Genomic DNA, 15,247 nt, shown 5'->3' with positions numbered 1-15,247 from the left:
CAGTTGTCAATTGTCAGTTGTCAAAGGTATTTTTATAATGACCAATGACTAATAACTATTGCAGAAGTTCGTCGAGTTTGCCTGCTGCATCCAGTTCGTGGATATCGTCGCAGCCACCGATATGCTGATCGTTGATAAAAATCTGAGGTACAGAAGTGCGACCGTTGGCGCGTTCACTCATTTTTGCCTTTGCTTCCCAATCTCCATCAATGCTGTATTCGGTGAACTCCACCCCCTTTTGTTTTAGCAAAGCCTTGGCGCGGATGCAGAAGGGACAAGTTCTCCAGGTATAGATTTCTATGTTAGCGGCCATGTTTTCCTCAAGCATTCAGCAATATTTCTTAATTTTACGATCTTCTTGACACCGCCCACCCACCAAAATAAAAAAAAGGGTCAGAAGCGTTTTGCACTTCTAACCCCTTTTTTTATCTCAATTTCAACCGAAAACTTTGGCGATTAAGCTTTGACAGAGTTAAGCTGTTTCTTGGTTAACCGGATACCAGCCGCACCAGCTAATAATAGTCCCATTACTGTGCTGGGTTCGGGAATCTTGGTTGGGCCACCGCCACCGCCGCCTGTTGGGGGTGGTGGTGGGGGGGTGGGGTTGCCAGTATAATTCATCGAACTAGCTACAAAGCTGGGTTCTGAAAGGTTTGTACCGTATTGGAAGCGAACGTTACCAAGTTTGCTGATATCAAAGCCACTGGGCAGACCTGATAAAACGAAAGTAGCAGCATTTTTAACAAAAGTCCCGCCTGATACAGCCGGATTTGGATTATCGTAACCGCTGATGATCGCGTAATTAAATTGCTGACCGCCACCGCCTTGGAAAATACCTAAGCCAGCAGTACCTAAACCATAGTTTTGGGTTATGCCAGGGAGGTTTGTTGTACCATTGCCAGTATTTGGCAATTTCCATTCATCGAGAGCTTTAAGATTGACATTAGTGCCAGGAGTGCCACCAACTACGGTTGGTGCTGTTGCTGAATCCAGGGATAAACCACTGAAGGCTGTGCCATTATAGTCCCAGAAAACTGAAGTTAGTACGTCAGAAGGAACGCTTGCACCTGGGCCAGTATTCGTCAGGGTAATGGTCAATTTGCCTGGGTTTAGCAGATCGTCAAATAGAACTGATGCCCCTAAAGCATTGCTAGCTCCACCGGAGGCTGGGTTAGTTCCTGTACCAGTGAATTGAATTGATGCTGCATCTGCTCTAGAGATTTGGCCTGCTGCAACTAGGGCTAATGCGGATACACCTAATGTTAGATGCTTAAGCGCTGAAATTGTAAGTTTGGAATTTAACATCTTAATTTACTCCGTTAACCGTTACTCTGGAACACGATAATGATGTGACTAAATTGTCCTTGAGAAGTTGTAGCCTGTCACGACAACCTTGTGTTTCTAATCACAGGGGGGTTAGCCCCTCGGCGAACAGCTTGTCACTTATGCTTTAGGCTGTTTGTTCGCAAGCTCAGTTCTGACTGAACCTTTGTTATTTACACTCTATACAAAGGCTCAAGGCTCTGTCTAGTAAAAGACTCCAGCTTCTTCATATCTTCATATAATCTCTACGGTTGTTAAAGCTTTTATGTGCGATCGCTCTTTTTCTGCCACGATCCTTAAAGACGATCGCTCGAACTAAGGCTCTAAGTAAAGCCGTAACTAAAGTATAATTTATTGCCATGATTATGTAAAAATACTTTGAAGATTAAATAAAAATAAGATTAATAGCGATTTAAAAGCTACCTTTTCAATGCTATGCTAAACTTATCTAAGTATTAATACGTAGATAACCACTCAAAAAATCGTCATCATAAAATTTTAAGCATGAGGATTTCAACGAAGCCGGGTTGTCGCCGACTCCGCTTCGTTCAACCTCTGATTCTCAACAGGTTGCTGGTTAGCTTGATTTTGACTTAGCTTCGAGACTCTCCAAACGACTCATCAATTCCTGATTTGATTTTTTCAACTGGTCGAGTTCTTCCCGCAGCTGTTTGACGGACTGGTCAGTACCAGCAACTTGCTGTACCTTTTGCACTGCTTCCTCAGCGATACGGCGGACGCGCCCATCGGGTGTGGTTGAGCCCAAAGAGTTCAGTACTGGGATAGCTTTGGCTGTCTCCATTTGTCCCAACGCTGTAACAACTGCTACCTGTGTCAAGAAAAAAGTTTCTCTGGATAACTCTTGTAACTGTTCGATAATCCAATCAACGTTGTTCGGCGTCTGACCTGTGGAAACAGCACCCAAAGCGCGAATTGCTGCTAGGCGCAAAGCTTGGGGGATGCCGGGGTAAGTGTATTCCAAAATCAGGTTGAGGGCTACTGGTGATGTTTTTAACTGACACAGACCTGCGATCGCACCAATCCGCACTACCTCATTCCACCCAGCTTTTTCTCGCAGTATACGGCTAAGGAGTGCGATCGCTTCATCTTCCTTATCTTTAAGGATGGGTGATGCTACCATTCCCCCAATTGTACGAGCTGCTGACGACTCCACATAGTAACTGGCGTCGCCTTTTTCCAGCAGATGTTTCACAGCGTCATAACTTTCGGCTGTCTTAATTTTAGCTAAGGCTTCCACCACAGCGCGGCGGACTAGAGGGTTTTCATCGTTCAAACCATGAACTAAGGCTTCACCTGCTTGGTCGAGTTTCACTTCAGCTAGCTGTTTGGCAACTTCTGCGCGAATACCCCAGAAAGCATCTTTTTCCAGTGCATCTGATAGCGCTTTTACCGCCTCTAACCCACCTTTTTTCGCCAAAGTCTCAGCCGCGTAGATCCGCGAGATTGGGTCAGGATCGAATTGCAACTGCGCTTTCAGTTCAGCAACTGCATACTCCAAAGACACAGTTTTGAGATAGTGATTACCAACATCAAAACTGACAAACTGCGGCTTCTCTTCCAACGGGAAGTAAAAAGTTTGTTCCCGTTCGTGTACTCTTACCGTAAAAGTTTTAAACTCTTTAAATTTGTTTTCTTGGGTATAGCCGAAAGCAATCGGAATCTTCAAGTCGAACAACTCGCTATCACTGCCATTATTGCCTTCTTTTGCCTGAGTTTGAGTGACTGTCACTTTAGCCAGCTTGCTATCGCCATCCCAGGAATAGGCAACTTTGTAGTCTGGATGTCCGCCGCGATAAACATACTGGTCAAATAAAAACAGCAAATTGCGACCAGTAGTTTTTTCGATCGCCCGCAGCAAGTCTACAGTTTCCACAGTTTTGTGGGCGTTGTCTTGGACAAAAGTATGAATTGCCCGGAAAAACAACTCATCTCCCAACTCGGCGCGGATTGTGTGGTAGACGCAAGCACCTTTTTCATATAGATGTCGGTCATAAAGTTCGATCGCTTCCCGGTAGACATGAGTAACGATCGGACGACGATAACGACTGCTATCTTCGATAAAATAGTTACGCGCCTCATTCAACCGATAGTACGCTGCATCCTCCAAACCATACTCGTTTTCCGTCCACAACACCTCAGAGTAGGTCGCCATCCCCTCTTTGATCCAAGCATGAGACCAATGCTTGATCACCACTAAATCCCCAAACCATTGGTGGGCGAGTTCGTGGGCGACTAAACTTTCGCTACCGCGATTATCCAAAGATGCCCTTTCATCTATCAAACATCTGTCTGTCAGCAGTGTTGTCGAGGTGTTCTCCATTCCCCCAAAAATGAAGTCATCAACGCAAACTTGTGCGTATTTGGGAAAAGGATAAGGATAACCAAACTTTTCGCTGAAAAACTCAATCATTCGGGGCGTTTTGCCCATAGTGAGGCGGGCTTCTTCTTCCCGACCTTTTTCCACATAATAAGTTACGGGTTTGCTATTCCAAGTATCTTGAATTTCGGCAAAATCTCCGACTGCCAAAGTCATCAGATAAGTGGGATGAACTTCTTTCTGCAACCAGTGATAAATTTTGTCTTCGCCAACATCTTCTGTATGAATTAGTTCGCCGTTGGAGATAGCTATCAACGGTTTGGGAACTCGCACGCGAATTTCTGAAGTTGCTAGCTGTCCGGGATAGTCGAAGCAGGGAAACCAGAAGCGGGAATCTTCATCTTCGCCTTGAGTCCAAACTTGAACGGGTTTGTGAGGGTAGTGCTTGTCTGGCCCGATGAAGTAAATGCCGCGCTGGGGTTTTTGGGCAGTATAAGCGATCGCAATCTCGATCTGCTTGCCTACCTGCGTCGGTGTGGCAAGTTTGATGTGCAGTTGTTCCTCGTCACAGTCAAAATCCTGGGGCGAACCGTCCACCTGCACAGACTGGATATTCAGGTTTACCGCATCCAAGGTTAAACGATCGATCGCACTCCGCACAGGCGCTAATCTGATGCTACAAGTTCCTTGGCAGGTGCGGTTGGGAATATCTAGCGCCAAGTCTAGGAAGATATGTTCTACCTGTCCCGGTCTATCTGGATTGTAATGGGGGCGGGAACCGGGTAACTCAAAAGATTTATGGCGATTATTTTCGGAATCAAAATAAAAATGTAACTTCATGTGGGATTGACTCTGTGACACAGGAGAGGTATGGCGGGATTAACAAAATGCGATCGGGTACATTTTCCAGGTTAGCGTTTTTGTAACTTAGCGACTGAGCCCCACTCCAGTTTAGCTGTGCAGCGTGTCTTTGGCAGCGGTGGGGTCAGCGTCAGCGACTGGTTCGGTGTATTCGCAAAAAATGCCGATGCCGATTTTGAGGATGTAGAGGATGATGATAGTTGCGATCGCCGGATTTATCGGCAATGTGGTTAACTGTACCACCGAGATAATCAACGCTGTCAGCAAAGCAGCATCTTCTGGCTTTTTAATATATTCATTGAGTTTGCCGCGAAAACCTTCATTCCCGCAAAGTTCTTGTCGCAGAACTTTTAAAGTTACTTCCCAGAGAGATTTTTTATCGCCAAAAATATCTTCTTGATTTACTTCTGACCAGAGTTTATCAAAAGCTTCATGAGGTTTGCCATCATGTTCTTTCAGAGTAGCCAATGCTTTCTCTGCTGGATCGTAACCTTGCAATAATTGCTGCTTTTCGTTGATTTCGGCGGTTGTTAATTGAGTTTCCATTTCTCTATCAAATCCAATGGTATAACTTTTACATTATGATAACACCAATTTAAGCCATTCCAGGTATAATTGACCTAAGATACTTTAGTAGTTGCTTTTAGGAAATTTATAGAGATGAACGTATCACTGAGTCCAGAACTCGAACAGTTTCTTGACGAGAAAGTAAAAAGCGGCAAATTTCAGTCACCTAGTGAGGTAATTAACGAAGCGTTAAGGCTTTTAGAAGAGAGGGAACGTTCTCAGATGGCGCGTTTGGATAGGTTGAAAGCGAAAATCAGAGTGGGTATTGAAGAACTCGATCGCGGTGAGGGAATTGACGGTGACCTAGTGTTTGCTGAACTTGAAGACGACATCCAGCGAATTGAAACAGAAATGCAGCAAATTCAGGAAGCAAAATAATGGGCAGATACATTTTATCACCTTCAGCTAGATTAGACTTGAAGGAAATCAACACTTAGATCGCAAGTAACAATCCCCAGGCCGCCAGAAGTCTCAAAGAAAGAATCAAACAACAGTGTAAGCTATTGGCAGATTTTGCCGAAATGGGGCGGAATCGGGATAATTTTGAGCCAGGGTTGCGGAGTTTTCCTCTGGAAGATTACATAATATTTTATCGTGCAATTGAAGGAGGTATTGAAATCGCACGGGTGGTGAGTGGTTACCGCGATTTAGAAATTCTTTTTCAAAGTGACGATCCTGAGTAACACCAAATCCCATCTGTTTACCTTTCTTTTAAGCCTGCGTAGGCAGGCTTTGTTTGTGTAGCCGCGACTTTAGTCGTTAGGCCAAAATTAAGAGTAATTCGTTAACTCCTGAATCAACTGCGCCGGAGACATAATTCGAGGAGTAGAAACAGGAAAATCTGCCGTATTGCGAGTTACGATCGCATCCAATTGATTCACCCTAGCAGTGCTGTATTGAATCGCATCTTCAAAATCCCTGAAGTTGGCAGTTAGTGCCATTGAGATTACAGATTGATCCACTGTAGCTACTTGACAAAAGGTAAGAGTCCTACTTAAAAAATCAATAGTTTGATCTCGACCTTTGACTTTACGGATAATGTAATAAAGATCGCTAACAGTTGATGCCGAAATGTAGCCTTCAACTCGTTTCTGATGAACAAGTGACAAAACTTGCACGCTTTCGCTGTAAAATGGCTGGCGTTCTAAGGCTACATCCACTATAATATTGGTGTCAATTAGAATTTTCACAGGTTATGTTTCTCCTTCAAATATTCCCATTTAGCTCGATCGGGGTCAAAATTAGGAGGAACAGGATCGGTGTTTTCTAACCACTCTTTCAAGATTGGAATTGAGCATTCAACTTGCCTTTTAGGTCTGGCAGCTTCTGGTTGACTTTTTGCATTTGTAGCATTATTAACCGTTTCAATTGCGTGCCAAACAATTACCTCTACATCTCCTGGGGTAATTTTAACAGGTTCTGTAACCACTAAGTTACCTGCCTCATCGACTTTTCCCTTAACTTTGTATGCTTGCATGGTATTCTCCTACAACGCTGTTTCTAGTTTAACTCCGAGCACCTGACTCAAATATATATTTTAGCAGGTTTATTTATATATATAATGCGATCGCAACCTATTACCCCATCATCTTCATCCGTTTCTCGTTCCAACGCAGCAATAATTGTTCCTTCTAAATGATGCTGTTTCTGATTCTTCACATAAGCTACAGCCTCATCCAATTGCTTGCGTCCAAGAGAAAACACCCCGTACCCACGTTGCCAACCAAATTTTACTCCCGAACTCGGTAAAAGCTGATTCATCTCATGAGAACTGCTACCTTTGATATGTTTAACAAAATCTACAATTGAAAGAGTCGGAGGAATAGAAACTACTAAATGAATATGGTCTTCTATGCCGCCAATGGCATGAACAATACAACGATGTGAATCAGCTTTACCAATAATATAATTATAAAGGTCAGGCTCTCTTTTTGGATCGATTAGCGGTTGACGTTCTTTTGTTGCCCAAACAAGGTGATAATAAAGCCGCCAAAGAGCCATAAAAATACCTGTTTTATTTACATTGGCATAATTTTACACTATTTTGGTAATCTTGGGCAAGCGTCACTAATGATTAAACATTTATTTACAAACACAGAGCATGGCTCATCCATCAGGCCCGCCTGGAAATCAATTTCCAGGCTAATAGCAAAAGTCCGTTCAAACGGACTGAATTTTCCACATTATTCAGTCCTCTTCAGAGGACTTCTGCTATTAGCCTGCGAATTGATTCGCAGCTGGGATTAATACGCACACCGGGGTGATTCGATTCGCAGCTGGGATTAATACGCACACCGGGGTGATTCGATTCGCAGCTGGGATTAATACGCACACCGGGATGATTAATCCGCCAACACAGATAATCGCTCATCCATCAGACCCGCCTTGAAATCAATTTCAAGGCTCATAGCGAAAGTCCGTTCAAACGGACTGAATTCTCCACATTATTTAGTCCTCTTCAGAGGACTTCTGCTATTAGCCTGCGAATCAATTCGCAGGCTGTCTGTTTCGCAGATGAGATTATTAATTCGCCCCTTTAATTTGTCAGCTTGCACCATATTTCCCCTATCATTCTGTTTCTAGATTATCCCGCGCTGACCAAATTGCTGCCCGCACATCTCCATCACATTCCCCATCCGTTACCTCGCGCCAAATTGCCAGAAATTCGCTTTCGCCTAACAGCTTGAGCATTCGGGCTAAATTCAAGATATCTAAATCAATCAACTCTTTATTATCATATTCAATGTCAATCGACAAAGCTTTAATATAAATTTTCATAGCATCAATTAAAATCTTGTTCTCTTCTAATAGCTTAGCCAATCCCCTCAAAGGAAAACAAGCTTTATACCAGTCTTCCAATTCTTGAAAAATTTCAAAAGCTTTTTTGTAATTAGTAATGGCTGTATAAAAATCCCCTTTTTTATGTGCCACTATACCCAGTTGGTGATAATCAGTAGCAGCACTGTTAAAATCTCCAAAATTTTCGCAAATCTGTAGGGACTGGTTGTAGTACCTAATTGCTGAGGTAAAATCTTGTTTTTCTTCTGCTACCATACCCAGTTGGTGATATTGATTGGCTGCCTTGTAAAAATCTTTATTATTTAATCGAATTTCTAATGCCTTTTTATAATAGAGTTTTGCTGGTTCTAAATCTCGCTTTAAATATGCTAAAGTACCCATTTGATGATAACAAACAGCAGCAGATTCAGTTTCGCCCACATCTTCAAAATTCCTGATAGCTTCTTTATAATAGTTACTTGCATCTTGAAATTTTTCTTTTCCAAGTGCAATTGCGCCTAAGTGCGTATAAGTGGTTGCAACGTCGTAAAAATATCCTCCCCCTTTAAAAAGTTCAAGAGCTTCACTACAATGAATAATTGCCATATCAAAATCTCTTTTTTCTGTTGCCACTACGCCCAAATAATTGTATACTTTAGCAACTCTGTAGAAATCCTTTGAATCTATTAAAATTTCAAGAGCTTTTTGATAATAGGTAATCGCTGTATTAAAATCACCTTGTTTCTGTGCGACAATACCCAATTGGGCATAAATAGAAGCAGTTCTGTAAGTATCTCCTTCATCGTTAAGTATGTCAAGAGCTTTGTTATAATAGTCAATAGCTTTAATAAAATCACGTTTTTGCTCTGCATCACCACCCATGTCATAATATAAATGAGCAATTCTTGTAGATTTTAAGGGATGCTCTAATTCTGTAAGCGCATCTATAATTTCTTGATATATTGAAACTGGTATTTCTGCAATATTATTAGTAGTAAAATTATTTTCGTGAAGATAAATCCACAAATCAATAGCCCGTTGACCCTTTGGTTTAACATCTGCAAAACGATTACCAATTCTTGTGAGTAACCGTTGCTTCATTGACTTAAATTCTAGTAGGCGACCAAGCCGCTTATAAACTTCCCCTAAAGCTTGCACAATTACAATAGCATGAGTCCATTCCTGGCATTGTTCTGCCAGTCGGAGATTTTGTAGCAAGTTGGGTTCCTCAAATAACAATAGCATGATTGCTATCTGAGCGTCGCTAATTAGTGTTTGACAGAAAATATCTGCTAAAACTGCATAAGAAGTTAGCAACTTTTTTTCTAAGTTGCTCACCTCCATTTCAGGATAACGCTCAGACAGCCTTTGACGTAAATACCAAGGCAGAGCAGGGTGAATTTTATACAGGGTTTGACCTAAATGTTCTAAAATGCCTGCTTCTACGGCTTCGTTGAGAATCCTTAACCAATCCGATTCTTGCAAGACTTCCCCAAAAACCGCCTGATATGCCTGTCCAAAGTCATTATGAGGTTCTCCAGAGAAGGAAATCATGAAATAAGTGTGGACTGGATTAGAGAGCATATTGATGCAATGAGCATTCACTTGCTCACTAAACAAACCCAAAAACGGCAAATGCTGACGGCATTTATCCGACAACCTCGCAAACGAATAATCCAACGACACAATCAGAGACTCATCTCTCCCTTCCTCCTCCACACCAGAAAACCTATCGCCTCCCTGCCGCAAATCTTTAATCAACTGCACCGGACTTTGCGTTTTCAAATGCGGTAACACCACCCGCAACGATAGCGGATGTCCCCCCAACAATTTCAACAATTCCAAATATTCTGGCGGCAATTTCGCCCTATCTACTCCCACAGTTCGCAACACCTTAGCTGCAAACTCTTCTGCATCCTTCTCATCCAATCCCTTCAGATTTAATAACGTATAACCGCAATCCAGCCAACGTTCCTCGCGCCGACTGGTAATCAGCACCCAGGATTTCCCACCGCGCAACTCTTTGAGAAACCGCTGCAAATTATCTCGCTCATCCGCAGGTAAAAGCGGTTCATTTCCAGTCGGAAACCCTGCCACAGGCTCAAAATTATCCCAAATCAACAGACAATGGTTATTTTGCAAATAATCAAGTACATCATCTAGTTGGTCTTCCGGTAAATCCTGAGAAAAATCCTCGCCCCACACCACTCGACCAATTTGATTTACTATCAGACTCAAGCCTGCGCCTTGCTCAAAAGATGTAAAGAAAATGCCGCCGATACGTCCCTGAGTTTCATCTAACCACCGGGCAAAACCACCAGTTAACTCGGTTTTACCAACACCCGCCATACCTTGCAACAACACTACATGATTTTGGCGAAAGGCTCGTTCTAAGCGCAAAATATCGTAATCTCGACCAATGAATTCATAACCAACCTTTGCTGGTATATCCATTAGAGAACGGCTTTGAGCTTCCTGTCTGGCTTTTCGTTTCTCTTCGCGGCTAACAGGAGCAGCTTTTGGTGTAAACGGCTGATAAGATTGCTGCTGATATAGCACCGGAACTAACCAATCTTGCAACGGCAAATCGCCTTTGGGACTTGGGCGCAAGCGTTGATTCAACATTTCCAAACGTCCCGCCGCTACCGCCTCGGCTAAACTCTTCCCCAGTACCAACTCTTCGTACAAGCGCCCGATGAAATGCTTCGCACCGACAGCGTAAACGGAATAAGCCATCGCCACCACACCTTTCGCACCTTCCGCCACTAAGCGCGTCGCCACCGATGAAAAAGGTTCGCTTCCCTCTTGGGCAGATTTGCAAGCATTCAACACGAAAATCGGCACGCCGCAATCTGTTAAACTCTGGGCAATTTGGGCAGCAGTAATATGTTGTGGCGAACCATCGGGATTTTCAAATACGAGTAAACCCTGTCCTGCACCTCCAAATGAGTGTTGAAATCCCACACTGGTGGGGTCAAATTTCCCATGTCCGTCAAAATGAACGATGTGATAAAAACTTTTATTGTTATTCAGTTCCCGCTCAAATTCTTGAAAGCTGGGGGGACGCAATACTTTAAGATTAACTTGCTGCCGAATTTCTTTGAGCGCTGCCAACATTGGACGTGCAATTGTTTGAAAACCGATATCTTTTTCTCCCAGAGGACGCGCAATTACCAGCAAAATATTCAATTTTTCCTGCTGCATTTCCCCCTTTTCTCCCCGCACCTTATAATCGCTGAGACTGCGATACATTTGGGCAATTTTGGGTGCAAGAAATATTCGGTCATCTGGCGAGTACAGCAACTCCCAAGGCAAATTCAGCACCGCTGGGTCGTCGGAAGTTATGCTAAGTTGGCACTGATTCAACCCGTCCCAAGTCGCCGCCTGAAAAAATTGCCGCGCTTTCTCGCTGCTGCGGAATACTAGGGAAAATAGCTGTTCTCCCCATTCCTGCAACTTCTGCTCGATTTTTTTCGCTTTATCTGGTTCAATACCGTAGGGAAATCTGAGAAATTCTTCCAGATACCAGCGTAAGTCTGTCAACGCTTGCTCATCAAAGGGATGCTGGAAGGGGATAGCATCGGCGAAGCGGGTGCTTTCTTGTCCCCGTTGCCAAGATAGGCGAATCGTATCATTTTCGTGGGTGATTGTTAACCGATTTCTCGCCATCTGCGTTTTCCCTGGTGATGCTGAGGCTGTTGCGATTTTAACAAGCATAAACGTAGGGTGGGTTGTCAAACCAAACGCCTGTAACCCATATACAGCGGTTCCCGCTGTTATGAAGTACATTTTAGGTAGGGGCGAAGCATTCCGGCAGATGATTTATTGGTAATCAGCAAAGATGAATTACCGGAATGCTTCGCCCTTCCCCTTCGCATACTGTACCGCATAACAGCGGTTCCCGCTGTATACAGGAAACCTCTTAAAGCTCAAAGCCCGCCTGGGGTTCAAACCCCAGGCTAATAGCTCAAGTCCACTTCAGTGGACTGGTAAACGATTTCATCCCAAATCGGCTTTAATAAAGCTCTTGCTATCAACGCCGAAACCTTTACTCAAAGCGAATTTGGTAAATATTTATAGGGGGTCTGTCATAACCGGATTTCGTATCAGTCCACTTCAGTGGACTTTCGCTATGAGCTTGGGGTTTGAACCCCAAGCGGGTTATGGAACTGCTAAACAATTTCAGTCCACTTCAGTGGACTTTCGCTATGAGCTTGGGGTTTGAACCCCAAGCGGGTTATGAGATGTGAGGGTTTTTAACCCCAAGCGGGTCATGCTACAAGATGTGAGAGTTTCAGAATCTCTGCGTATAAATACTTATGGCTTGCCAGCGAAACTGCTAATACCTTAGATATAGATTCGGTCATCGGTTATTTACAAATGACTGATGACTGATGACAAACTAATCAAATCTAAGGATAATAAAATGTCTGAAAAAAAACCGGGTATTCTCAATCCAATTACAATTGGTCTTGCTGTTATCGTAGCAGGTGGCGTATTTGGCTATCTTTACTTGAAAGGTGTTTTTAGCGATGCCACAAGTCCTTTGGCTAGTGCTAAAGTTGTGCCGGATGAAGCATTGATGACAGGCATGATTTCCACAGACCCTAAAGCTTGGGCGCAATTGCAGCAATTTGGTACTCCGGAAGCTCAATCTGCTATTAACAAAGGTCTAAACGACTTCAACAAGCAGATGACGGCGGAATCGAAAATTGATTATGCAAAAGATATTTACCCTTGGCTTGGTAGTGTGATGTTTGCTGTTCTGCCATCAGACCCAAATATACCGGGAAAGCAAAACCTTTTGATGGTAGTTGGGATTAAAGACAAAATAAGTGCCTGGAATTTTTCTAATAAAATTAAGTCGCAAATTAAAGGTCAGGAGACAGACTACAATGGTGTCAAAATATTGGAAACAACGGGTAGTAGCGGTAAAACATACAGCGCTGTTTTGAATGACCATTTAGTGTTTGCACCGGAAAGAAAAGCTGTGGAACAAGCAATAGACACTTTCAAAGGACAACCTTCATTTGCTAAGAAAGAAAATGCAGTTAGCCTTCTTTCCAAGAGTGTAGATATACAAAATACTCTGGCGCAAATTTACATACCTGAATACGGAAATGTAATACAACAATTAATCGCCAGCAATCCTAATTCGCCACCATTGCCGCCTCAATCTCTGGCGCAACTAAAGCTGGTAAAATCTTTGGTAATGGGATTGGGAGTTGATGATTCTGGTTTGCGGATGAAAGCAATAGGAAAAGTAGATCCGTCTTTAATTAAAGTAGAGTACAAACCTACTCCGGGAAAAGTGGTGGCGCAATTTCCGCTTGAGACGATCGCACTCATCAGCGGACAAGGTATCAGTCGCGGTTGGGCAGCTGTAGTAGCAGAATCAGAAAAAAATACTGAACTTCAAAAACAACTCGACCAATACAGACAGCAAATCAGAACTAGCTACAATCTTGACCTAGATAAAGATATTTTTGGTTGGATGGATGGGGAATTTGCATTGGCAGCAATTTCATCTGACCAAGGTTTGTTAGCTCAGTTTGGTTTTGGTGGTGCTTTGGTGTTGAAAACAAGCGATCGCCAAACCGCAGAAGCAACATTAGCTAAAATAGATGCGATCGCGCAAACTAACTCCATCACGGTAGCAGAAAGAAACGTCCAAGGCAAAACAGTAAAAGAATGGAAACTTCCCAGTCAAGAAATATTATTAGGATATGGTTGGCTGGATAATGAATCGGTATTTGTGGCAGTTGGTAGTCCACTTATCGATGTAATGGTAACCAATTCTAACTCTCTCGATGGTAGCGAATCTTTTAAAGCGATCGCAGGTTCTTTGCAGAAGCCAAATATAGGCTACTTTTACATCGATATGGACAAAACAATGTCCTTGGTAAATCGTAACCTCGCTGCTGCACAAAATAGCCCCCTCCCGCCAGACGCCAACGCCATCCTCAATTCCATTCGCGGTATCGGACTCACCGCTACTCAGCCTGACGCATCAACGAGTCAAGTGGAAATGTTGCTAGCACTCAAACCAAAAACAAAATAGTCATTGGTCATCTCCTTTCAAATAATGTAGAGACGTTGCATGCAACGTCTCTACAAGGGTTACAGGTAACGCACCTTTAATTTCTGGAGAGGTGTATTAGTCATTAGTCATTGGTCATTAGAATTGGAGGGTGGGTATTGCTCAGCAATTGCCGCTACTGACAGGATAAGTCTACAACCGGACATTGGTATTATAGACAAATCACTAATGACAAATGACTGATGACTAATCAAATGACTGCTACTGTAGATAATACCGATACTGGATTAGCTTCGCGCTTCATCAATGGAGTGCTTGCTGTCAAACCGATAGCTGCCTTAGCCAAACATCAAGCTCGTCAAATGATGATGAAACGAGCCGAGAAGATTGGTGTGTCTTGGACAAAGCAAGTAGAGGAGTTGCGATCGCACGATTGGGAAACCCACTTAGCGCAGGTACAAAACCCCAACATAACTTACCCAGATTACTACCTGCGATCGTTCCATGCCTACGATAACGGCAATCTCGGTTGGGAACCTGCCTTAGAAGTGGAAGTTGCCGCCTATACCGTCCACGCCACTATTTGGGGGAATGCAAGTGCCGATGGAGATTCCAAACTACGTCAAAGTTACCACGATATCCTCGCCCATATTCCCAACCACCCACAAAATATTTTGGATATCGGTTGCAGCGTGGGGATGAGTACCTTTGCCCTCCAGGATACCTATCCCCAGGCAAAAATAACTGGTCTTGACTTATCACCCTATTTTCTGGCAGTTGCAAACTACAACTCCCACCAGCGTAACGCTCAAATCCGTTGGGTTCATGCCGCCGCCGAATCAACTGGTTTACCCTCAGCGTCATTTGATTTAGTATCTATCTTCCTGGTGTGCCACGAACTGCCGCAAGAAGCAACGCGGCAAATTTTCCGCCAAGCGCGGCGTCTGCTGCGTCCAAACGGTCATTTAGCCATCATGGATATGAATCCTAAATCGGAAATCTACGCCAAAATGCCGCCGTATATTCTGACATTGCTCAAAAGTACCGAACCTTGGTTAGATGAATATTTCAGTTTGGATATTGAACAAGCCTTGTTAGATGCTGGTTTCGCAACGCCAACTATTACTCGCAACAGTCCTCGCCACCGCACCATTATTGCCAGCGCGAGCTAAAAGTTGGGTGGAAAAGTTGAGTCAAACCCAACTTTTCCATTTCATTTAGTAATTAAGCATTTTTTCCTATTGACTTATAGACTTCTTTCTTATGTATAGCAACCGCTCTCGTCGATTAGGGCAGTAGGGGCGAAGCATTCGGGCATATAATTTATTGGTTAAAACCTT

Annotated in this window: 14 protein-coding genes; 4 read left to right on the top strand and 10 right to left on the bottom strand. The window is 43.3% G+C overall.

Annotation, left to right across the window (positions count from 1 at the left end):
• Nucleotides 1–55: 55 nt before the first annotated feature.
• The 5 genes from grxC to LAY41_RS26590 all read right to left on the bottom strand — a co-directional run bounded on the left by grxC (nucleotide 56) and on the right by LAY41_RS26590 (nucleotide 5,068).
• Complete coding sequence (grxC, locus tag LAY41_RS26605; protein ID WP_249104820.1) at nucleotides 56–313, bottom strand: glutaredoxin 3; 258 nt, start codon at nucleotides 311–313, stop codon at nucleotides 56–58.
• Between the two features lie 143 nt (nucleotides 314–456).
• Complete coding sequence (locus tag LAY41_RS26600; protein ID WP_249104710.1) at nucleotides 457–1,305, bottom strand: XDD4 family exosortase-dependent surface protein; 849 nt, start codon at nucleotides 1,303–1,305, stop codon at nucleotides 457–459.
• A 244-nt stretch (nucleotides 1,306–1,549) separates the two neighbouring features.
• Complete coding sequence (locus tag LAY41_RS32445) at nucleotides 1,550–1,684, bottom strand: hypothetical protein (RefSeq protein ID WP_275974418.1); 135 nt, start codon at nucleotides 1,682–1,684, stop codon at nucleotides 1,550–1,552.
• Nucleotides 1,685–1,900: 216 nt separating this feature from the next.
• On the bottom strand, nucleotides 1,901–4,501 hold the full coding sequence (locus LAY41_RS26595; RefSeq protein WP_249104818.1) for a M1 family metallopeptidase: 2,601 nt from the start codon (nucleotides 4,499–4,501) through the stop codon (nucleotides 1,901–1,903).
• Between the two features lie 111 nt (nucleotides 4,502–4,612).
• Entirely contained in the window at nucleotides 4,613–5,068 is a 456-nt protein-coding gene (locus LAY41_RS26590) for a hypothetical protein (RefSeq protein ID WP_249104708.1), read from the bottom strand.
• Nucleotides 5,069–5,182: 114 nt separating this feature from the next.
• On the opposite strand from LAY41_RS26590, the gene LAY41_RS26585 reads away from it, so the two are divergent.
• Nucleotides 5,183–5,467, top strand: coding sequence for a type II toxin-antitoxin system ParD family antitoxin (locus tag LAY41_RS26585; protein ID WP_249104706.1), 285 nt, complete (start codon nucleotides 5,183–5,185; stop codon nucleotides 5,465–5,467).
• Between the two features lie 59 nt (nucleotides 5,468–5,526).
• Nucleotides 5,527–5,772, top strand: coding sequence for a type II toxin-antitoxin system RelE/ParE family toxin (locus tag LAY41_RS26580; protein WP_338023061.1), 246 nt, complete (start codon nucleotides 5,527–5,529; stop codon nucleotides 5,770–5,772).
• 87 nt (nucleotides 5,773–5,859) lie between these two features.
• On the opposite strand, the gene LAY41_RS26575 is transcribed toward LAY41_RS26580, so the two are convergent.
• The 5 genes from LAY41_RS26575 to LAY41_RS26555 form a co-directional block, all read right to left on the bottom strand.
• Nucleotides 5,860–6,279, bottom strand: coding sequence for a type II toxin-antitoxin system VapC family toxin (locus LAY41_RS26575; RefSeq protein ID WP_249104700.1), 420 nt, complete (start codon nucleotides 6,277–6,279; stop codon nucleotides 5,860–5,862).
• On the bottom strand, nucleotides 6,276–6,566 hold the full coding sequence (locus LAY41_RS26570; RefSeq protein ID WP_249104697.1) for a hypothetical protein: 291 nt from the start codon (nucleotides 6,564–6,566) through the stop codon (nucleotides 6,276–6,278). Before LAY41_RS26570 ends, LAY41_RS26575 begins: the two co-directional genes overlap by 4 nt.
• A 47-nt stretch (nucleotides 6,567–6,613) precedes the next feature.
• Nucleotides 6,614–7,090: an IS200/IS605 family transposase gene (gene tnpA, locus LAY41_RS26565; RefSeq protein ID WP_249104695.1), complete on the bottom strand. Its 477-nt coding sequence runs from the start codon at nucleotides 7,088–7,090 to the stop codon at nucleotides 6,614–6,616.
• A gap of 196 nt (nucleotides 7,091–7,286) precedes the next feature.
• Complete coding sequence (locus LAY41_RS26560) at nucleotides 7,287–7,460, bottom strand: hypothetical protein (RefSeq protein WP_249104693.1); 174 nt, start codon at nucleotides 7,458–7,460, stop codon at nucleotides 7,287–7,289.
• A 197-nt stretch (nucleotides 7,461–7,657) separates the two neighbouring features.
• Nucleotides 7,658–11,536 (bottom strand): tetratricopeptide repeat protein, encoded by a 3,879-nt coding sequence (locus tag LAY41_RS26555; protein WP_249104691.1) that lies wholly within the window; start codon nucleotides 11,534–11,536, stop codon nucleotides 7,658–7,660.
• Nucleotides 11,537–12,293: 757 nt separating this feature from the next.
• Here LAY41_RS26555 and LAY41_RS26550 point away from each other — a divergent pair.
• The gene (locus LAY41_RS26550) at nucleotides 12,294–13,928 is read left to right on the top strand and encodes a DUF3352 domain-containing protein (RefSeq protein WP_249104689.1); all 1,635 of its coding nucleotides are present in this window, start codon (nucleotides 12,294–12,296) and stop codon (nucleotides 13,926–13,928) included.
• A 233-nt stretch (nucleotides 13,929–14,161) separates the two neighbouring features.
• Complete coding sequence (locus tag LAY41_RS26545) at nucleotides 14,162–15,079, top strand: class I SAM-dependent methyltransferase (RefSeq protein ID WP_249104815.1); 918 nt, start codon at nucleotides 14,162–14,164, stop codon at nucleotides 15,077–15,079.
• The last annotated feature ends 168 nt before the right edge of the window (nucleotides 15,080–15,247 follow it).

Source organism: Argonema galeatum A003/A1 (assembly GCF_023333595.1).
Lineage (GTDB): Bacteria > Cyanobacteriota > Cyanobacteriia > Cyanobacteriales > Aerosakkonemataceae > Argonema > Argonema galeatum.
Note: the sequence above shows the minus strand (reverse complement) of the source record. Positions and strands in the feature narration are given on the sequence as shown.